16 protein-coding genes and 1 pseudogene are annotated in these 20,672 nt (G+C 38.2%); all 17 read right to left on the reverse strand.

The window, feature by feature from the left end; all coding sequences use genetic code 11:
* Positions 1-271 (reverse strand): annotated as a pseudogene (locus tag HMPREF0877_RS10315) (signal recognition particle-docking protein FtsY); the annotation flags it as partial.
* Positions 272-287: 16 nt separating this feature from the next.
* Positions 288-3,842 carry a chromosome segregation protein SMC gene (smc, locus tag HMPREF0877_RS06505; RefSeq protein ID WP_002828505.1) on the reverse strand — a complete coding sequence of 1,185 codons (3,555 nt, stop codon included), beginning with the start codon at positions 3,840-3,842 and terminating at the stop codon, positions 288-290.
* 9 nt (positions 3,843-3,851) lie between these two features.
* Positions 3,852-4,550, reverse strand: coding sequence for a ribonuclease III (gene rnc / locus HMPREF0877_RS06510; RefSeq protein WP_002828506.1), 699 nt, complete (start codon positions 4,548-4,550; stop codon positions 3,852-3,854).
* 142 nt (positions 4,551-4,692) lie between these two features.
* A complete protein-coding gene (gene acpP / locus HMPREF0877_RS06515; RefSeq protein WP_002828508.1) occupies positions 4,693-4,935 on the reverse strand; it encodes an acyl carrier protein in 243 nt (80 codons plus the stop codon).
* Positions 4,936-5,001: 66 nt separating this feature from the next.
* Positions 5,002-6,036: a phosphate acyltransferase PlsX gene (gene plsX, locus HMPREF0877_RS06520; RefSeq protein WP_040760849.1), complete on the reverse strand. Its 1,035-nt coding sequence runs from the start codon at positions 6,034-6,036 to the stop codon at positions 5,002-5,004.
* A 96-nt stretch (positions 6,037-6,132) separates the two neighbouring features.
* The gene (gene recG, locus HMPREF0877_RS06525) at positions 6,133-8,169 is read right to left on the reverse strand and encodes an ATP-dependent DNA helicase RecG (protein WP_002828510.1); all 2,037 of its coding nucleotides are present in this window, start codon (positions 8,167-8,169) and stop codon (positions 6,133-6,135) included.
* Positions 8,170-8,280: 111 nt separating this feature from the next.
* Complete coding sequence (locus HMPREF0877_RS06530) at positions 8,281-9,966, reverse strand: DAK2 domain-containing protein (protein WP_002828511.1); 1,686 nt, start codon at positions 9,964-9,966, stop codon at positions 8,281-8,283.
* 24 nt (positions 9,967-9,990) lie between these two features.
* Positions 9,991-10,353, reverse strand: coding sequence for an Asp23/Gls24 family envelope stress response protein (locus HMPREF0877_RS06535; RefSeq protein WP_040760851.1), 363 nt, complete (start codon positions 10,351-10,353; stop codon positions 9,991-9,993).
* Positions 10,354-10,480: 127 nt separating this feature from the next.
* The gene (rpmB, locus tag HMPREF0877_RS06540; RefSeq protein WP_002828513.1) at positions 10,481-10,681 is read right to left on the reverse strand and encodes a 50S ribosomal protein L28; all 201 of its coding nucleotides are present in this window, start codon (positions 10,679-10,681) and stop codon (positions 10,481-10,483) included.
* A gap of 122 nt (positions 10,682-10,803) precedes the next feature.
* Positions 10,804-11,472 (reverse strand): thiamine diphosphokinase, encoded by a 669-nt coding sequence (locus HMPREF0877_RS06545; RefSeq protein WP_002828514.1) that lies wholly within the window; start codon positions 11,470-11,472, stop codon positions 10,804-10,806.
* On the reverse strand, positions 11,472-12,131 hold the full coding sequence (gene rpe / locus HMPREF0877_RS06550) for a ribulose-phosphate 3-epimerase (RefSeq protein WP_002828515.1): 660 nt from the start codon (positions 12,129-12,131) through the stop codon (positions 11,472-11,474). Before rpe ends, HMPREF0877_RS06545 begins: the two co-directional genes overlap by 1 nt.
* 26 nt (positions 12,132-12,157) lie before the next feature.
* Positions 12,158-13,072, reverse strand: coding sequence for a ribosome small subunit-dependent GTPase A (gene rsgA, locus HMPREF0877_RS06555; protein WP_002828516.1), 915 nt, complete (start codon positions 13,070-13,072; stop codon positions 12,158-12,160).
* Between the two features lie 21 nt (positions 13,073-13,093).
* The gene (gene pknB, locus HMPREF0877_RS06560; RefSeq protein WP_002828517.1) at positions 13,094-15,007 is read right to left on the reverse strand and encodes a Stk1 family PASTA domain-containing Ser/Thr kinase; all 1,914 of its coding nucleotides are present in this window, start codon (positions 15,005-15,007) and stop codon (positions 13,094-13,096) included.
* The gene (locus tag HMPREF0877_RS06565; protein ID WP_002828518.1) at positions 15,008-15,748 is read right to left on the reverse strand and encodes a Stp1/IreP family PP2C-type Ser/Thr phosphatase; all 741 of its coding nucleotides are present in this window, start codon (positions 15,746-15,748) and stop codon (positions 15,008-15,010) included. It abuts the gene before it with no gap.
* Positions 15,749-15,777: 29 nt separating this feature from the next.
* Positions 15,778-17,148: a 16S rRNA (cytosine(967)-C(5))-methyltransferase RsmB gene (rsmB, locus tag HMPREF0877_RS06570; RefSeq protein WP_002828519.1), complete on the reverse strand. Its 1,371-nt coding sequence runs from the start codon at positions 17,146-17,148 to the stop codon at positions 15,778-15,780.
* Complete coding sequence (gene fmt, locus HMPREF0877_RS06575) at positions 17,141-18,091, reverse strand: methionyl-tRNA formyltransferase (RefSeq protein ID WP_040760854.1); 951 nt, start codon at positions 18,089-18,091, stop codon at positions 17,141-17,143. The genes rsmB and fmt overlap by 8 nt, the downstream gene beginning before the upstream one ends.
* Before the next feature lie 65 nt (positions 18,092-18,156).
* The gene (priA, locus tag HMPREF0877_RS06580; RefSeq protein ID WP_002828522.1) at positions 18,157-20,577 is read right to left on the reverse strand and encodes a primosomal protein N'; all 2,421 of its coding nucleotides are present in this window, start codon (positions 20,575-20,577) and stop codon (positions 18,157-18,159) included.
* Positions 20,578-20,672 lie beyond the last annotated feature (95 nt).

Genomic DNA, 20,672 nt, shown 5'->3' on the forward strand with positions numbered 1-20,672 from the left:
CTGTTTCTGTTTCTGTTTCTGTTTCTGTTTCTGTTTCTGTTTCTGTTTCTGTTTCTGTTTCTGTTTCTGTTTCTGTTTCTGTTTCTGTTTCTGTTTCTAAAGTATCGACTTTAGGTAACGCAATGTCAACTGCTTTACCTGGTGTTGGTTGTAGTATTTCAATGGCCACAACTTTGACTGGTGGCATACCATTCTCCCAACTACTTGGGTATAGAATTTCAACCGCAATTGTTTTTGTCGGCTTCTTTTTAAAAAAATCAAATAATCCCATGATTATTCATATCCCCCTAATTTTTTACCATAGTGTCATCCAAATCAGTCAAACTAACTGAAACCATGGTTGAGACACCTGGCTCTTGCATTGTCACGCCATAAAGTACATCGGTTTCTGTCATTGTGCCTTTACGATGGGTGATAACAATAAATTGTGTGCGATGGTTTACTTCATGCAGATAATGCGCAAATCGATCCACATTGGCCTCGTCTAACGCAGCTTCAGTTTCATCAAGAATAGCAAAAGGTACTGGTCTAACTGCAAGAATTGCAAATAATAAACTAATTGCTGTTAAAGCTTTTTCACCACCTGATAATAAGCTCATTTGTTGGAACTTTTTTCCTGGTGGCTGTGCTTTGATATCTATACCTGTTGTTAATAGATGATCTGGATCTGTCAAAATCAATGAGGCTTGTCCACCACCAAACATCTTGACAAATATTTTAGCGAACTGCTCCGCAATTGCATCAAATGTCGCCCGGAATCTCGTAACGACTTCGGTATCCATTTCAGACATAGTCTCTTGTAAATTATCCTTAGCAGCAATCAAGTCTTGTTGCTGTTGCATTAAGAAGTCATAACGCTCTTTAACTGTTTGATATTCATCAATGGCGTTTAGGTTGACATGCCCAATTTCATCTAATCCCTGCTTTAATAACTTCAATTTTGTTCTAATTGTTGATATATCGAGATTTAACAATTCCGACTTAGCAAATTCAAATGAAGTATCATAAGTCGTTTCTAACGTTTGTTCGTTAGTATTAATCGATGATCGCAACTCACCTAGACGTCCATTATATTGCGAAATACTGGTCATCAGTTCACTAACCATATCTTGAATAAGACCAAGCTCACTATTTGTTGTATCATGCTGTTCTTGGACTTGTTCTAGTTCAAATTTTAAAGTTGCCAAACTTTGCTCAGCTGTTGCCTTTTGTCGTTGCACATCTTCTAGTTGTTGTGTCAAACGCTCTTGAACGTCGTTTTCATCCTGTGCCAAATCATTAATTTGCTGTTCAACCAACCTAATTTGACTTTGCTCAGCATTTTTCTGCTCAAGTAAATCATTTTTCCTAGTAACCAATGAGGATACGACGGCTTCAGCCTTAGCAAAAGCTGATTTAAAATCACTAATTTGCTGATCTGCTTGCACAATTTCTGTCTCAATAGTCGACTGTTGCTGTAGATAATCATCTAAAGCTTTTTGTAAGTTTTGCTGTCGTACAGACAAATCTGTGATAGCCTGTTCATTTTGATCAACTGATGTTTTTTTATCTTGCAAATCAGCAACTAACTGATAGTCATATTGTAACGCAGCTTGCTCTTTTTTTACCTGTTTAAGTGTTGATTCTGCTAATTGTAAGCTAGCCTGGTCAGTCTGAAATTGTTCATTGGCTTTTAAAACCTGTGCCTGTTGTTTATTAAATGCCTCTGTCACTTTTTGTAATTGCTGGTCAATCTGCTTAACCTGCTTTTCTAATGCTAACGTCGCTTGATGTAATTCAGCTTCTTGTAGCGTTAGTTGATCTATCTCTGTCTTTTGCGAAAGTAAACCGTTACCGTGTTGCCGTGTTGCACCACCAGTCATTGAACCACCAGCGTTCATAATCTGACCATCCAAAGTAACCAAGCGCACACGATATTGTAATTCCTTAGCAATTTGAATGGCTGCTGACATATCCGTCACAATCACTGTCGTTCCTAATAAATTTGCAATAATATTTTGGTAAGCAGACGCTGTTGTCACTAAATCCGATGCGATTCCGACAAACCCTGTTGATTGTCGCAAAATTGTCATTTGATAATCCGATAAACGACGGGCTTTAAGGGTAGTTTGTGGCAAAAAAGTAACCCGTCCTAAACGATGTTTGGCCAAATACTGAATGGCCGTCTTTCCAACCTGCTCGTTTTTTACAACAACATGTTGTAATGCCGATCCTAATGCCGTTTCAATCGCAATACGATGTTGATCATCAACAGAAATTAAATTTGCAACCACACCTTGAATACCTTCAAACTGTTGCTGTGCCTTCATTAAATTCTTAACACCTTGATAATAGCCATCATAATTTTCTGACAAATGTTGTAATGATTGCAGTCTCGTACTTAAACGTTGCTCCTGCTCCATCTTCGTAAACCAGGCTTGCCGCTCGGTATCACGTTGTTGCTCCAATGCCTGCCCTTTTTTCTTAAGTGTTTCAAATGAGGCTTGCGCCATATTTAATGTTTTCTCAGCCTGTTGTAAATCATTATTTTTTTTATCAACTAAATTATTGGCATCTGATAATCGTTGCTCAATTTTGGCTTTGCGTTGCTGTAAGCGTAATGATTCAGCATCACTACGCTTATTTTCTTGAACCAAGTAATTCTGTTTGTTTTTAGCGCTCGTTAAGTCCTGCATGGTTGCGACCAAATCATGACGAACCTGTTCAATTTCAGCACTAACTTTTGCTAGTTTAGTTCGGGGATGATTTTCGTTTGCTTGCTCAATTGCTTGTTGATAATGCGTGTATTCAGACTGCTGATCTGCTAATTTTTGTAAACATTGTTGATAATTTGATTCAAGTGATGCCAGACGCTCGGTTGATACTTTTAATCGACTACTTAAATCTGTTGTTGTCTCAGTACGATTCTTGCGCCGTTCGGACTGCAAATTTTGTTCACCAGTTAATTTTTCAACCTGTTTAATACTTTCGACCAAGACTTCTTGTAATTTTTGTTGTTGTTCAGTTAATGATAGTTGTTCTTGTCTAAACTTTTGTAACTCTTTTTTCTTGATATTCACAGCCTCTTGCTGCTTATCATACTCAGTTTGGGCTGTTGTCAGCTTCTTGGTCAGTTCGTCTTTTTCTTGATACCAATCTAATAGCTCAAGCACGATTCTTGATTGATCTAATTGATCATAAGAGGCTTTCGTTGTTAAGTAATCTTGTGCTTTCGCTGATTCTTGTGCGAGAGGTTCAACACGTCCCTGTAATTCATATAAAATATCGGCAATACGGGTTAAATTATCATGGACGTCACCCAGTTCTTTTTCTGCCTTATCTTTGTTTTGCTTATATTTATAAACACCCGCAACGTCTTCAATAATACTGCGTCGCTCAACAGGTTTTGCACTAAAAATACTCTCAACACGTCCCTGAGAAATAATCGAGAAACTTTCACGACCAAGTCCCGAATCCATAAATAATTCATGAATGTCTTTAAGTCGTACATGTACACCATTTATTTGATAATTTGAATCACCATTCCGGTATAACGTTCTAGTGATTGTAATTTCTGAATAATCTGAATTTAAATAATGATCAGTATTGTCAAAAGTAATAGCAACTTCAGCTCGGTTTAAAGGCGCTCTTTCTGAAGTTCCACCAAAAATGACATCTGCCATTTTGTCACCACGTAATCCCTTGGCAGACTGTTCTCCCATTACCCAGCGAATTGCTTCAATAATATTTGATTTTCCTGAGCCGTTGGGGCCGACAACCCCGGTAATACCTGGCATAAATTCAATTTTGGTTCGTTCAGCAAACGACTTAAAACCAGTTATTTCCAAAGTTTTTAATTTCATTTCATAATCCTAGTTGTTCATTAAAGATTGATAAGCTTTTCGTGCAGCCATTTTTTCGGCATCTTTGGTAGACTTACCTTCACCAGTTGCTAATGGTTTCCCATCAACAGATACTTGTATTGTAAAAACTTGTTCATTGTTAGAAATCGCTTGTTCATCAAGTTTCGTATAAGCAATTTTAACCGTACCATGTCGTTGTAAATATTCTTGTAGCTTAGATTTATAATCCACAAATTGATCATAAAAGCCTTCATCTATTTTAACAAACATCATTTCTTCCAAAAAGTTCATGACAACTTCTTGTCCTTGATCTAAAAATAAAGCACCAATGAATGCTTCCCATAGATCTTCCAATAATGAGTCTCGATTTCGTGCACCAGATAGTTCTTCTCCACGACCTAATTGCACATAACGATCTAGATGCAACTCACGTGACAAAGCTGCGAACGCCCTTGTTTGGACCATTGAAATTCTCAACTCTGTCAATCGACCTTCATCCCAGTTTGGAAAACGTTTAAATAAGTAGACCGCTGTCGATTGTTGCATAACAGCATCTCCTAAAAATTCGAGTCGTTGATAATCACCACCCTTATACCCTGGGTGTTCATTGATATAGTTCGCCTGTGTTAGCGCTTCTTCCAATAGCTTTAAATCATTAAAATGAATATGATGATCTGTTGCTAAATCTGCTTGTAATTGTTTAAACATAGTCCTACCTTCTTTTGTATATACACCTTTCTATTATACCAGACCATTAATTATCTATATTATTTTTTAGTAAAAAAGACAAAAAAGCTGAGACAGAATATTTTCTCTCTCAGCTCTACTTTTTGCATTACAAGATGTTCTTTTACTTTGCACGAGATGCAATGTAATCAACTGTATTATTAATTGTAATTAATTTCTCAGCATCTTCGTCTGAAATTTCAGCCCCAAATTCATCTTCCATTTCTAATACTAATTCAACAAAATCAATTGAATCTGCATCAATGTCTTTCATTAGATTAGTCTCACCTGTAAGACTAGCTGGGTCCAATTCAAAATGATCAGCAACTAATGTGATTACCTTATTTAAAATTTCTTGTCGTTCCATGATATTTACTTCCTATTCTAAAATCATCTGTCGTAAGCCTATCTCACTTTAAATATACTGTAACATTTACTTTGCTGATTTTGATAAATCAGTCTTATGTTCTGCCACAAATGCTTCAGTTTTGGCAACAAGGTCAGTTTCCAACATTGTATGTATCTGTACCATTGTATTTGCTACCGCACTTGGTCCAGCTGAACCATGTGTTTTAACAACTGGTGCTTTAACACCAATAACAACAGCACCACCATGTTGTGAATAGTCTAAGCGGGATTGAATGTCCTTCATTGCTGGTTTCAACATTAGCCCAGCTAATTTTGTTTTTACATTACCATCTAAAATTGCATGTTTAATCAAACGTAACATGGCCAGAGCTGTTCCCTCAGTTGCCTTTAGTGCTGCATTACCTGAAAAGCCATCCGCAACAACCACATCAGCTGGTCCCTGCAGAATATCACGAGACTCAACATTGCCCACAAAATTCAAATAAGACTGTACTGCACCATGCTTTAATAACTGGTGTGCCTCTTTATGAATTGGGTCACCTTTATCTTCTTCAGTACCATTATTAAGCAGTCCAACACGTGGGTTGTCAAAGCCAAGCACTTCTTTAGCATAAAATGAACCTAAAATACCATATTGATACAAATGCCTTGGCCGGTTTTCAGCATTTGCACCAACATCCATCATTGCAAATGCTTCATGAGGACCATCAAGAGCAGGCAAAACAGTCAACAGTGCTGGACGATCAATACCTCGAATTCGACCAACAGTGAAGATTCCCACTGCTAACAAGGCACCAGTATTTCCTGCTGAAAAAATAGCATCAGCTTCTCCGTCTTTAACAGCTTGAGCTGCCATGACCAGAGAACTTTGCTTTTTACGACGAATTGCCTTGACTGGTTCTTCACCCATTTCAACTACTTCATCAGATTGTATTAATGTTAGACGTTCTGCATTCTTTACTAAAGGCTTAACTTTATCTAACTGACCAAATAGTAAAAATTCTGTATCTGGCATTTTATCTCGTGCTTGTTCAATACCAGCTACTATCGCTTCAGGTGCATTGTCACCACCCATTGCATCAACAGCAATTTTATACATAATTGACTCCCTCATGGATTTTATTTCTTTTTTTATAATTGCAATACTATAAAATGTAACACATTTTAACGGTTTGGTAAAAACATAAATTACCTTTTAATCGAAATTACGATAACGATTCATTGTTTCTGATAACATTTCAGCTAATCCAACCATCTCTGGTGATTTATCCCAATCAGGTTGTGAAACAATTTCAATTGCTTCCTCCTGTGCCACATTCATCATTGCTAAATCTGCAATTGGATCACCAACTCTAAATTCTGGCACACCTGACTGACGATTACCCAAAACATCTCCCGCACCACGTAACTCCAAATCTTTTTGCGCTAACACAAAACCATCTGTTGTTTCTACCATTGCTTCCATACGATCAATACCATATTGTGTTTTAGGATCACTTACTAAAAACGTATATGCTTGTCGTTCACCACGTCCAACCCGGCCACGTAATTGGTGCAACTGTGACAGTCCAAAACGATCCGCATCTAGTATTAACATAACTGTTGCATTCGGCACATCGACCCCAACTTCTATCACGGTTGTTGCGACAAGTACCTGAAATTCATTTGCCTTAAACGCTGTCATAACAGTGTCTTTTTCGTCATTTGATAGCCGCCCATGTAAGAGGCCAACATTAAATTTTGGTGCAAAGTAAGTCGATAATTCTTCATAAACAGCTTGTGCATTTTGGACATCTAAAGTCTCGGATTCCTCAATTAAAGGGGTAACAACATAAGCCTGTGCTCCACTTGCTAATTGTTCTTTAACAAATTGAATCGCCTTTGCTATTTTATTATGTCTTAGCCAGTACGTTTTTATTTTTTTACGGCCAGCAGGTAATTGATCAATGATCGACACATCCATTTCACCATAAGCTGTAATAGCTAATGTTCGCGGAATGGGTGTGGCTGTCATCGCTAAAATATCTGGATTAACACCTACTTTTCTAAGCGTCGCCCGTTGTTGCACACCAAAACGATGTTGCTCATCAATGACTGCTAATCCAAGATTATGAAATGCGATATCTGGTTGGATTAGCGCGTGCGTACCAATCAAAATATCAATATCACCTTCTGCTAAATCTGCTAATATCTGGCGACGTGCTGCTGCTTTAGTGGTGCCCGTTAATATCTCAACACGCACTTCACTTGGATCAAAATAATTTCCTATTGTTCGTGCATGTTGCTGTGCTAAGATCTCAGTTGGTGCCATCAAGGTAGCTTGCATGCCTGCAGTGATCGCTGCATACATAGCCAATGCTGCGACCACTGTCTTTCCAGATCCGACATCACCTTGTAGCAACCGATTCATATGTACAGGCCTACGCATATCACGCACAATTTCGTTGACAACCTTTTTTTGTGCTGCTGTTAATTCAAATGGCAATACTTTGATAAAACTTTTTAATTGCTGATTATCAAAGTTTACTGATCGTCCTTGATTATGTCGATCCATTTGTTTAATAACCTGGAGACGCATTTGGAAGACAAAAAATTCCATAAATGAAGCTGTCCGTCGTGCTTCACCTGCCAAAAATTCATTCTCTGGTGCGTGCATGCCAAAAACTGTATCATGATAATTCATTAATCGATATCTTCGTCGTATATCTGACGGAATAATCTCTTGCGTTAGTAAATCACCATATTTACCCAATGCTTGAAAAATTAAATCTTTAATTGTACCAGCTTTAATCTCTTTTGACGAAGGATAGATTGCCTCTAATTCATTCTCATTATTTTTAGGCATCATTTTAATGGCTGATAAACTTTGGTGTGCTTTATTATAGGTCCCATAAATTGCAACTTCTTCGCCAACAACAATATTTTTACTCAACCATGGTTGATTGAAGAAAGAAATTTGAATTGTATCATGGGACACAGTTAGTCTGAAATTCAGTCGTGTCTTTTTGAAACCTAGTCGACTGACAACTGGTGGAGATGTAACCAAGCCCTTAAAAGTTACTTTCTCGCCATCAAGTGTCTCAGACGGTAATTTTTGTGCTAAATCATTATAACGTCTTGGATAATAAGTTAACAAATCATCAATCGTAAATACACCTAATTTATTCAGTGCTTGTTCACGTTTAGGACCAACACCTGATAATTCTGAAATACTATCAAGTAAGCTTGGCATATTTTCCTCCTTTCTGACTAACTACTAAAAGGTCCTCAGTAACATATGCACCAAAGACCTTCTAAATAAATTCTAACTTTTTGCGTGCATTTAAGCAGGATTCACCTTGGACTACTCAACAGATAATAGAATTGGATATAATGGTTGACCACCATCATGAATTTCAAACTCTAATTCATCATCTAGTGCTTCACCAGCAGTCTGTAGTGTCTCAGCAGCAGAAAGTGATGAATCTTCACCATAATAAATCGTCACTAATTCTGAATCTTCGTCAATCATTTTCGCTAACAATTCTGAAGCTGCCTGGTCAATATTTGCATCAGGAACGGCGACAACAATTTCACCATTTAGTAAGCCAATGGCATCTCCAGCTTGAATGGCCAATCCATTAATTGTTGTATCACGAACAGAAGTTGTCACAGATCCAGACTTAACTTCAGCAATCATCGCAGACATCGCAGCCTCGTTCTCATCAAGTGACTTCAGTTGATCATATCCTAGAACAAGTGCTGTTAACCCCTGTTGAATTGTTTTTGTCTTCACAACTTTAACAGGTACATCAGCAAGTGAAACAGCTTGTTCAGCAGCCATGAAAATATTGCCATCATTCGGCAAAATAATTGCAGCAGCGGCATGACTATCCTTAATTGCTTGCAATAAATCTTGCGTTGATGGTGCCTGCTTACTATCGATGATTACCGTTGCGCCTGCTGAAGCAAAAATTTCCTGTATGCCTTTACCCGCAGCAGTTGTAATGACCGCCAAATCTGGACCAGCTTCATTTTCTTCATCAACCGCATGAGCCTTTTGTTCAGCTGCAACACTAGCAGCCTCAGCCTGTTGGTCACGCATATTATCTACTTTAACTTTACGCAGTGATCCAAAATGCGTACCCCAATTAATGACGTCACCTGGATCTTCTGTATGCACGTGCACTTTAACAACATCGTCATCGTTAATCACAAGTAATGAATCACCCAAACCAGCTAAGTGATTATAAAAAGTATCATAATCAAACTTTTGATCATAGGTTGTTCCCTTAGCAATATCGACCATGATTTCAGTACAGTAACCATACTCGATATCTTCGGGGTTTAATTCACCCTGGACACCTGCATTGTGCAATGAAAGCACCATTGCATCAAGATTAGCATTATCCAATTCGGTTTTCACTTCTTGGCCAGACAAAACTGCATAGAATGCACTTAAAACGATTACTAATCCTTGACCACCAGAATCAACAACACCTACTTCTTTTAATACCGGCAACAAATCTGGTGTTGATGCAAGTGCCTTTTCAGCTGCATCGAGTGCATCAGCCATCACTTGGGTTGCATCATCAGTTTTCTTTGCTGTACGATTTGCAGCTGCAGCAGACTCACGGATAACCGTCAAAATAGTTCCTTCTGTTGGCTTCATAACTGCCTTATATGCTGTCTCAGCTCCACCCATCAAGGCATCTGCTAAATCACGCGCTGATAATGTTTCTTTGTCGGCAATTTTTGCAGCAAAGCCACGGAATATTTGTGACAAAATAACTCCTGAATTACCGCGAGCTCCCATTAATAAGCCTTTTGCGGTTGCTTGAGCTAACTTACCAAGATGTGTATCATCTTCATTCCGTTCATACTCTGCCCCACTTGCCATTGACAAGGTCATATTTGTTCCAGTATCTCCATCCGGAACAGGAAAGACATTTAATTTATTTATTTTTTCTGCATTGTTTTTTAACGCATCCGCTGCTGCGTTAATCATTTTACCAAACTCAACATTGGTAATTGTCGTTACAACTTCCACAGTATTCAACTCCTTATAACCAGGCTAATCCCCTAGCATACGTACGCCTTGAACCGTTACATTTACCTCGCTAGCAACAATGCCTAACATAACGTTCAAATCATTTTTAACACGTGCTTGTACACTCTTAGAAATTTCGGAAATTTTCATGCCATACCCAACAATAATATGAACATCTACCGTGACACCACCATCTTGTTGGCGAACAACAACACCCTTTGAGAAGTTATCACCGTTCAATATCTGATTCACACCATCACGCAACGGATTTTGGCTTGCCATACCGACAACACCATAGTTATCAGTAGTTGCACCACCTACAATCGTTGCGATGACGTCGTTTTCAATTTCAATTGCACCTTGTGCTGTTTGGATCTTTACTGCCATTAGAATGACCTCCATATAAAGCTAATACTATTTTACCACAAGCAAGGCATTAGTATTGGCTGGTAATTACTGCAATCATTTTTATGTCATATAAAAGAAAAAAGCTACCAAACGGCAGCTTTATATCTTATACACGCTCAATTGAGCCGTTCTTCAAACCAGCCTTCAAAGTACGAGCTGATAGGTACACCTTCTTAGGTGCTGAACCGTTAATCTTAACCGTCACTTTTTGCAAGTTTGGCTTCCAGCTACGACTACTTGAGTTAAGGGCGTGTGAACGTTGTTTACCAAAACGAGTACGCTTTCCATTGACTGCATCAACTGCCATATGTTTACCCTCCAATCTTAAGCTCTTTTAAATTCAGTGCTTTTATTTACTTGAATAATAATACCAAACCCTTACGCAATAAGCAAGGGTTTTCTGTAAAGTATTTTTACTTTACACATTTTTTACTGATCAGCAGTTTGCCCGATTAAATCACGACTTTGGATAACTGCGACAATGCCACTCTTAAATGAGAAATGATTAACTTCACCCAAAAATTCATTTGAAGAAAATGAGAACGGATTTCCAGACCAATCATCTAAACGATATTTTTCATCCAATAACGAAAGGCCGCTTACTGGAATCAGTGGCATGAATCCCAAATACTTCATTGTGGGTTCTTTTATAATGGTATGCTCACCCGGCAAGAAGAAATCAATACGGTTATTGCGATCAATAATCGCTACTTTCTCAACAATTGATGTAAAACGCGGTTGAGTAAAAATCCAAATATTAGATAACAATTGATCAATTCGGCCACCTGTGGCGCCATAGATTTCAATTTTATCCGGATGGTAATTTTTCTCAACTAAACTTAATAACAATTCAGTATCTGTATCATCTTTTTCTGGTTTTACACTAACAATTTTGGGTAATTGACCAACGATTTCTTGTCGTTCTTCAAATGTGACTGAATCAAAATCACCAACTGTCAAAACCGGAACTTGACCTAAATGTAACAAGCGCAGTGAACCTCGGTCTGCGGCTGCCCACGGTCCATCAAGTAACCCATTTTTTAAATCATCTGGCCATTCTGACATTGGCCCACCAACTAACAAACGCATTCGATTCATTAGTCAGCCGTGACTTCCTTCAACTTCGCAATTTTTGCTGCAGGGTCTACCTTATCGAAAACATAAGAACCTGCTACAGCAACAGTTGCACCAGCATCATAGGCCATTTTAGTTGTTTGATCATTCGCACCGCCATCAATTTCTATATCGAAAGTATAGCCTTTTTCCCGCTTCAATTTATCCAAAATGGCAATTTTTTCAATCATTTCAGGTAGGAATTGTTGACCACCAAATCCTGGATTAACCGTCATAACTAGTACTTGGTCAACCATATATAGAACTGGTTCAATAACAGAAACCGCTGTACCAGGATTAATGACCACTTCCGCTTTAATACCGTGTGCCTTAATTTGTTGTAATGCACGATGAATATGATTTGTTGCCTCATAATGTACACCAATAATGTCCGCACCTGCAGCTGCAAATTCATCAATGTAGCGTTCAGGATCCACAGCCATCAAATGAACATCAAGTGTCATCTTACTTACTTTACGCAGTGCCTTTACCCAGTTTGGTCCGTAAGCAATTGCCGGAACAAACGAACCGTCCATCACATCAATGTGTAATAGCTCCGCACCCGCATTCTCAACAACTGACACATCACGTGCCAAATTCAAATAATCTGCAGCTAAAATAGATGGTGCAACCTTAATTGTCATAATTTTTACCCTCTTTAAAAATACTCTTAATGTTTTTTATCATGTTTATTATAAACTGGGCGTCGACCAGCAATCAAATCATAAAATAATTTATAGTTTTCATACCTAGACGTCATAATATTTCCCTCAGCCACGGCCTCTTTAACGGCACAGCCAGGTTCGTTTAAATGAACACATCCCCTAAAACGACACCCATCTGAAAATTGATTAAAATCTCGAAAGTACTGACCTAATTCTCGTGCAGACATATCAAAGACTTCAAACGCTGAAAAACCTGGTGTATCAGCAACGAATCCGCCATATAAATTAATTAAGGCAACTTGCCGAGTTGTATGGCGTCCTCGACTCAATGCTTGAGATACTTCACCTGTTGCTAACTGTAGGTCAGGAGAAATATGGTTCAACAATGTACTTTTACCTGCTCCTGTTTGACCCATTAAGACGGTCAATTTATTTGCTAATAGCAGCTTAACTTGGGTCAGGCTTTCTTCATCAAATGCCTTCTCTGGTAGTACGACTTGATAACCAATCCGGCGATATCCCTCAGCAATTGTTTGAAAATCATGTTTTTCTTCAGCAGTCAATAAATCCGTTTTAGTAAAATAAATAACTGGTTCAATATGCTTTTCTTCCAGTGCAACTAGTTGTCGATCCAGTAAATTACTCGACCAATCCGGCATCTTAACTGCTGTAACAATAATCACTTGATCAACATTCGCAACAGGTGGACGAACAATACTGTTTGTCCGTTCATCAATAGCAAGTATATAGCCTTCTTTAGATGTTTCAGCACTAAAGGTCACCCAGTCACCCACAAGTGGTTTTAGATCTTTTTTGCGAAAATTACCTCGAGCACGTGTGCGAAAAACTTCTCCGTCTGCTGTTAGGACATCATAAAACCCTGCTAATGCTAACTGAATTTGTCCATGATATTCTGTCATCTAAACTCCTATCCAATTTAACTAATCTGACTGTGATGATGAACTAGATGATTGTGTACTTTCTGATGCTGGTTGACTTGTTGAATCCGATTCAGTGTCATCTGATGCACTACTTGATGAACTACTTTGTGAAGAGCTACTTTCACGACTTTCACTAGTACTGCTACTGCTTGATGATCTTGATGTTTTACTTGATGAATGAGCTGCTTCATTTGGCCCATTAGATATAGTGACAAGCAAAACATCATTTTTAGTCAGTTTACTGCCGGGAGTCATTGATTGAGAAACAACATATCCTGCTGGCACGCTATCTGAGTAAACACTATTAAAATTAACAGCCACACCATTGGTTTGCGCCCACGCACTAACAGTACCTTGTGATTTACCTGTAAAATTAGGCACGTTATAGCTCTTCGGACCAGTTGATACCTTAAATTTCACCTTAGTCTTACTTGGAACGACGCTATCCTCTGCATCCACATTCTGCGATACAATATAACCTTTTGGTACCGTATCACTTGCCACATCTTTTTTAGTTACTTCAAAACCCTTATTCTCTAATTTATTACTTACCGTACTATATTTTTCATTAACATAATCACCAAAACGTACTTTGGCTGGCCCTTTAGATACAACTAAATCAATAACTGAATCCGCTGCGACAGTTTTATCAACTTTTGGATTTGTTTGAATAACTTTGCCACGTTCAATATCATTTGAATGTTTCGTTGTAATATTACCAAGCTTTAAGCCATCTTCTTGCAAAGTCTTTTCAGCATTTGCCTGGGTCATGCCACGCACATCGGAAACATGAACATTATCTGGTTGCATCGCACCATAGATACCAAATCCACCAATTATGAAAACTAGAACTAATAATGCTATCCATAGATAACGTCGACGTTTTTTCTTCTTTTTAGATTTAAGTGCTAATTTCTGTGAGTTCCCTGCAGAAGAGTCTGCATGTGTTTCTTTTAAAAGAGGTTCCGACTTCGTGGTCTCTGTTGGCCGTTGACTAGCAACCTCTTTAATCTGTGCCAATGGAATAACTTTCGTCTCAGTATTATCTCCATCAACATCATTTGGATCATGCCATTCCGGCTCATTGATTCGATTCGGTGATAATACTGTTGATAGATCATCTGACATCGCTTGTGCTGACGCATATCTACTCATCGGATTTTTGGCTGTCGCTTTAAAAATAACATTTTCTAAAGGCTGTGGTATACGTGGATCAACATCTCTGACAGATGGCATTGGATTTTGAGCGTGTTTAACCGCTATAGCAACAGCCGTTTCCCCATCAAATGGCACATGACCCGTTATCATTTCATACAACATGATTCCTAATGAATAGATATCACTGCGATTTGATGCAGCTTCACCACGAACTTGTTCAGGAGCCATGTAATGAACAGAACCAATCGCCGTATTTGTCTGCGTCATGCCAAAAGACGTTTGCGCCCTAGCAATACCAAAGTCGGAGATTTTTGCTTCCCCTTCATTACTAATTAAAATATTCTGTGGCTTTAAATCTCGATGAATTATTCCTGCTTGATGGGCCACCGCAATCCCTGCCAGAATGTCTTGCATAATATCAACAATTCGACTAACCGGAATTGGCCAATTTTCGGCAATATACCGTTTTAGATCCATACCGGCAACAAATTCCGTTACCAAATACTGTGAACCACCTTCTTCACCATAGTCATAAACTTGAATGATATTCGGGTGTAAAATTGCTGACGTTGCAGCAATTTCATTATTAAATCGCCGACGAACGTCCTCGTCATCTCGCATATCTAAACGCATTAGTTTTAATGATACGTCTCGATCTAAAATAATATCATGTGCACGATATACATTAGCCATACCACCTTCACCAAGCGGTTCTACAATGCGATATCGTTCACCAATCAATTGATTTATTCGCATTTAGTAGTCCTCGCTTTCCTGGTGACCAATTAGAACTGTCACATTGTCTGATCCGCCCGCATCATTTGTACTTGTAATTAACTGTGTCACAGCGTCCGCAATATCATTAGCTGCCAAAACGGTTTGTAAGATGGTCTTGTCACTAACATGTTTTGGCATACCATCCGTTGTCATCAAGACATAATCATCCGGATATAAATTAATTGCAAATAAATCTGGTTTTGAATCATCTGTAACCCCTAATTGTCGTGTAATTAAATGGCGACCAGGATGAGTTACGGCTTCATCCTCAGTAATGGCTCCTTCTTGTAGAAGTTCATTTGCTAAATTATGATCGGTTGTTAGTTGCCTAATTTGGCGTTGGCGAATAACATACGCCCGTGAATCACCAATATTAGCAATGACTAATTGATGAGCCAAAATGACTGCAATGACCAAAGTAGTTGCCATACCGTTCAGTGTTCGATATCGTTGCGCCGTCTTAACAATGGTGTCATTTTCGTTATTAATTTGATCAATCAACCATTTTTTAGCAGTATCAATTGTCGCAATTGCCGACTTTTCCCACTGATTTCCAATATGGGACACTGCCATTGTGGCTGCAACGTCACCACCATTTTGTCCACCAACCCCGTCAGCGACGATTGCTAGTTGTGCACCAGATTGATTAATAAAAACACTAACATAATCTTGATTTTCGGCACGCATACGACCAGTGTCAGATGCATATGCTATTTTCATATTTCATCATCCCTTCATCACTACAACCCTTACTGCTTAACTAATGTTGCTATAAAGAAACCATCTGACCCAAAATCGTCCGGATAGACATGTAACATGCCTTGCGTATCTAAAACATCTAGGTTATTGACTGTCTTAGTCGGAACTAATTTAAAATCATTGTGGGCTGCTAAAAACTCATTGATAACATCTTCATTTTCAGTTGACAAAATGGTACATGTTCCATATACCAGACGCCCACCCTTTTTCAATTTGTTAGCAACTGCATCTAAGATTGAAAGTTGAATTTTCTGCAATTGGTAACTATCTTTTAATGATTTTTCATATCGAATCTCTGGCTTACGTCGCAAAAGCCCAAATCCAGAACATGGTGCATCTACCAAAATACGATCAAATGTTTCATCCTTAAATTTCTCATCAACTTTTCGAGCATCTAAAACTTGCGTTTCGATACGATCAGCAACTTGTAAACGCGTAGCATTTTCTTTAATCAATTTTGCTTTGTGATCATGAATATCCAAAGCAACGACATGTCCACCCTGTGTCTTTTCAAGATAAGTTGCAATCTGTGTCGTTTTTCCACCTGGCGCAGCCGCTGCGTCTAATACCTTATCTCCTGGATGCACGTCTAAGCTTGGCACCATTAACATTGCTGACTCATCTTGAAGTGTTAATAACCCATCATGAAAAGCTTGCGAACCTGCGACATGACCGCCAGAAACCAATAATGCATCTGGTGTAACTTCAGAAGGCGTAACCTGATAACCATCATTCTCTAACAACTTAATGAGGTCTGTCGGTGAAATTAGTTCGCGGTTTACACGCACCGACTGACTTGGTGCTGCGTTAATCGTTGATGCAATCGAAACTGTTTTTGGCCAACCGAGTTGACCATTTAGCGTTTCAATTAGCCACAACGGTAATGAAGTTTTAATTGATAACCGCTTTGTTTCATCTTTAATATCTTCAAAATCAGGAAGGCCTTGTCTTTGAATTGCATGTAGTACACCCGTGACAAACTTTCGAGTACCATCATGACCACGACGTTTCGCAATATTAATTGCTTCATCAAAAATTGCATGATCTGGAATTTTATCTAAATATTGCATTTGAAATATTGAAATATAAAGTAACTCACGAACCCAAGATTCTAGCTTCTGTGGTTGCTTAATGAATGGTATCAACCAGTATTCTAAGGTTAATCGATGTTGAATCACACCATAGACCATCGTCGTCATCAAATGAACGTTCTTCTCTGATAAATCAGCTTGCTTAATCATACTGTCTAACTGCAAGTTAGAATATGCCCCATTTTGAACTTTTTCTAAAACACGAACAGACAAAGCACGAGGGTTAGTTAATTCCCAATTCGCAATTTTTTGATTATTTTTCTTAGTCATAGGTAATAACTTGATCTCCCTCTGCAAAATTTGCATGACCATTTAGATAGTCAGTAATTGTCATTTTAGGTTTACCAGCAGGTTGCAATTCATCAATGGCAATCACTTGGCCATCACCCGTAGCTAACCACAATTCATGTTTTCCTTTTTTAACAACGGTTCCTGGTAGCGCATCTGTCTTTTCATCAACAAGATGCGTTTTTTGTATTTTTGTTCGTGTACCCTTAATGGTTGTGTGTGCAATTGGAAATGGAAATAACCCTCTGACATGATTATGTACAACCTGTGCAGGTTGCGTAAAATCAAGTACTTCTTCGTTAGGTTGAATATTTGGTGAAAAACTTACTTGATCGATGTTCTGTGGAATTGGTGTAATATCACCAGAGATTAATTTGGGTAACGTTGATAATAATAGGTCACGACCCAATAGACTCAACTTGTCAAATAATGTCCCCGTATTGTCCTCAGATAAAATTGGTAATTCTTTCTGGGCAATTATATCCCCAGCATCCATTTCTTTAACCATGTACATAATTGTGACGCCTGTTTTTTCATCACCGTTTAAAACAGCATAATGAATGGGTGCCCCACCACGATATTTAGGTAATAATGATGCATGGACATTAATCGCACCCATTTTAGCTGCAGCTAATAATTTAGTTGGTAAAAATTGGCCATAAGCGGCTGTAATAATGAAATCTGGTGCCAATGAAATAATTTGCTTCATTTCATCAGATCCTGACAACTTATTTGGTTGTAATACTGGGATATTTGCCTTAACTGCAACTTCTTTAACCGGTGTTGGTTTAAGTGTATGCTTACGTCCAACCGGACGATCTGGCTGTGTCAAAACAGCCACAACATCGTAAGCTGGATTATCAATCAAACTTTGTAAAATTGGGGCTGAAAAATCTGGTGTACCCATGAAAACAATACTTGTCATTGCTTTTTTTACTCCTTTATCATATGTATGATAACATCGCTTCATTAGTGATGTTGTCTGTAAGACTACATGAAATTAATTGGTTCACGATCAATAATTATTGTAATTCCTTGTTTTTGTAATTGCTGACCTTTTTTTATTAAGCTGCCAAGCGCCTGTATTAATTTTTCGTCATGCCGATACTTAATAACTAACCGATAGTAATATTTATTTTTAATACGTGGAATAGTCCCTGTTGCTGGTCCTAACATGATGGTTTCATTATCAATGATATTCTTCAGCCAGTTAGCAATTTCATATGCGGCTTTTGCCGATTCATCAATTTTCTCATGTGCGAATTTAATCTGAATCGTAAAATAATACGGTGTATATTTCCAAGCGTGTCTCAATGCCATTTCTTGGTGATAAAATGCTTCATAATCTTGTTGTCTAGCTAGCTGAATTGCGTAATGATCAGGATTGAAAGTCTGCATAATGACCTTCCCAGGTTTATCACCTCGACCCGCGCGTCCAGAAACTTGCGTTAATAATTGAAAAGTTCGTTCAGATGCTCTGAAGTCTGGTAATGATAATGTTGTATCAGCATTTAATACACCAACCAAAGTAACATTTGCAAAATCCAATCCCTTGGCAATCATTTGTGTTCCTAACAAGATATCAGCTTCATGATTACCAAAAGCCGTTAATAATTGATCAGTTGATCCCTTTCTACGGGTGGTATCAACATCCATACGTATCACCCGTGCCTGGGGAATTTGTTCACTTAGTTGTTCTGCAACTTTTTGCGTACCAGAACCAAATTGTCTAATTCTGGTAGAACCACAATTTTTGCATTTTGTTGGTATAGTCTCGCTATAACCACAATAATGACAAACTAGGCGTGAAATATCTTTATGAACTGTTAGGGCAACATCACAATTAATACAGCGTGGTGTAAAACCACATTCACGACATACCAAAAAATTCGCATATCCACGACGGTTTAACATTAAAACAATTTGTTCTTGCTTAGTAAGACGATTTTGAATAGCTTCAATCAATTGAGGAGAAAAAATATCATCACCACCATGCTTGATGGCTTCTCTCATATCAACAACTTGCGTTTCTGGTAACATACCATTCGTTGCACGATGTTCTAATGTCAATAAATGATAGACATTCTTTTGTGCACGCGCTCGGCTTTCTAATGAAGGCGTTGCCGAACCCAATACAAGGGTAGCATGATGAAAATTGGCACGCCACTGTGCAACATCTCGTGCATGATATCGTGGATTCTCATCCTGTTTATATGAGGATTCATGTTCTTCATCAATTATGATTAGCCCGATGTTTTTCAATGGTGCAAATACAGCCGATCTGGCACCAACAACAACGTGCACCTCTGACCGTTGAATACGTCGCCATTCATCATATCGTTCACCATCTGACAATCCTGAATGCATAACAGCAACATCATCACCAAAACGACTCTTTACACGTCGAACCATTTGTGGTGTCAATGTAATTTCAGGAACTAACATTAAAGCCGTTTGTCCTTCAGAAAGTGCCTTTGCAATGGCTTGTAGGTATATTTCCGTTTTTCCAGATCCTGTTACACCTTCTAATAAAAATGTCTTTGTATCATTTTCTGAAATATTGTTTGCAATTGCTATATAAGCTTCTTGCTGCTCTGCATTCAAAGTTAACGGTTGGCTATTTTTCACAGGTGTACTGAGTTTGGGAATTCGATAAGACTCTAATGGTTTTTGAACAATCCAACCTTTACCCTCTGCTTGCTTTAATACTGCATAATCTAATTGATACGATTTAATAACCTCTTTCACCGGAACAAATGTTTGCGGTGATTGCATCAAATATGAAAGCAATCGCGCTTGCTTTACCGCAGATGGTCGCAGTTGTTGTCTTTGTTCTTGATAAAAATCAACTGATTTAATAGGCTTAAATGCATTAATTTTTTTGACTTTTGCCCGATTATTAACAACATATCCAATTTCAATTATGCGTTTTTTTTGTAATTTTAGAAGTGTGGGGACTAATGTCATATCAACATTATCAACATCAAAGGGCACTTCATCACGATCAGCAAATAGCGCTTGTATTTGTGGCAAATGATTGAGTTCATTTGGTTCAATAAGCCGTAAGACCTTACTGTACCTTGCACGCATGACGTTGGGTAACATTGTTTGAAAAACACTAATTCGAAAAGCAAAATTATAATCCGCTACCCATGTTGCTAGTTGTAAAAGTTCATCATTCAAAACTGGCTCTAATTCAACAATCTGCGAAATATCTTTCAGTTTGTCAGGTTGATCTGTTGTGTCACTAATATCTGTTACAAACCCCTGAACCAATCGGTTACCTTTACCGAAAGGAACCACAACGCGCATACCCCGAATAAGTGCTTCAGAAAAGAGACTAGGAATATGATAGGTATAGGGTTGATTCGTTTGCATTGTCGGTACATCAACGATTACTTGTGCATACATAAACTGTCTCCTTTCTTATTTTTAGTCAAAATAACTCGTTACTTAATTCATTTTACCAGAATTAATGCAATCAACCTAATTATGGTTTTATCATT

Origin of the sequence: Weissella paramesenteroides ATCC 33313 (assembly GCF_000160575.1) — a bacterium.
GTDB classification, from domain to species: Bacteria; Bacillota; Bacilli; order Lactobacillales; family Lactobacillaceae; genus Weissella; species Weissella paramesenteroides.

Coding starts and splice junctions, on each gene's coding strand:
- smc (WP_002828505.1), bottom strand. CDS start 3,842: ATGAAATTAAAAACTTTGGAAATAACTGGTTTTAAGTCGTTTGCTGAA.
- rnc (WP_002828506.1), bottom strand. CDS start 4,550: ATGTTTAAACAATTACAAGCAGATTTAGCAACAGATCATCATATTCAT.
- acpP (WP_002828508.1), bottom strand. CDS start 4,935: ATGGAACGACAAGAAATTTTAAATAAGGTAATCACATTAGTTGCTGAT.
- plsX (WP_040760849.1), bottom strand. CDS start 6,036: ATGTATAAAATTGCTGTTGATGCAATGGGTGGTGACAATGCACCTGAA.
- recG (WP_002828510.1), bottom strand. CDS start 8,169: ATGCCAAGCTTACTTGATAGTATTTCAGAATTATCAGGTGTTGGTCCT.
- HMPREF0877_RS06535 (WP_040760851.1), bottom strand. CDS start 10,353: ATGGCAGTAAAGATCCAAACAGCACAAGGTGCAATTGAAATTGAAAAC.
- rpmB (WP_002828513.1), bottom strand. CDS start 10,681: ATGGCAGTTGATGCAGTCAATGGAAAGCGTACTCGTTTTGGTAAACAA.
- HMPREF0877_RS06545 (WP_002828514.1), bottom strand. CDS start 11,472: ATGAATCGAATGCGTTTGTTAGTTGGTGGGCCAATGTCAGAATGGCCA.
- rpe (WP_002828515.1), bottom strand. CDS start 12,131: ATGACAATTAAGGTTGCACCATCTATTTTAGCTGCAGATTATTTGAAT.
- rsgA (WP_002828516.1), bottom strand. CDS start 13,072: ATGACAGAATATCATGGACAAATTCAGTTAGCATTAGCAGGGTTTTAT.
- pknB (WP_002828517.1), bottom strand. CDS start 15,007: ATGCGAATAAATCAATTGATTGGTGAACGATATCGCATTGTAGAACCG.
- HMPREF0877_RS06565 (WP_002828518.1), bottom strand. CDS start 15,748: ATGAAAATAGCATATGCATCTGACACTGGTCGTATGCGTGCCGAAAAT.
- rsmB (WP_002828519.1), bottom strand. CDS start 17,148: ATGACTAAGAAAAATAATCAAAAAATTGCGAATTGGGAATTAACTAAC.
- fmt (WP_040760854.1), bottom strand. CDS start 18,091: ATGACAAGTATTGTTTTCATGGGTACACCAGATTTTTCAGCCCCAATT.
- priA (WP_002828522.1), bottom strand. CDS start 20,577: ATGTATGCACAAGTAATCGTTGATGTACCGACAATGCAAACGAATCAA.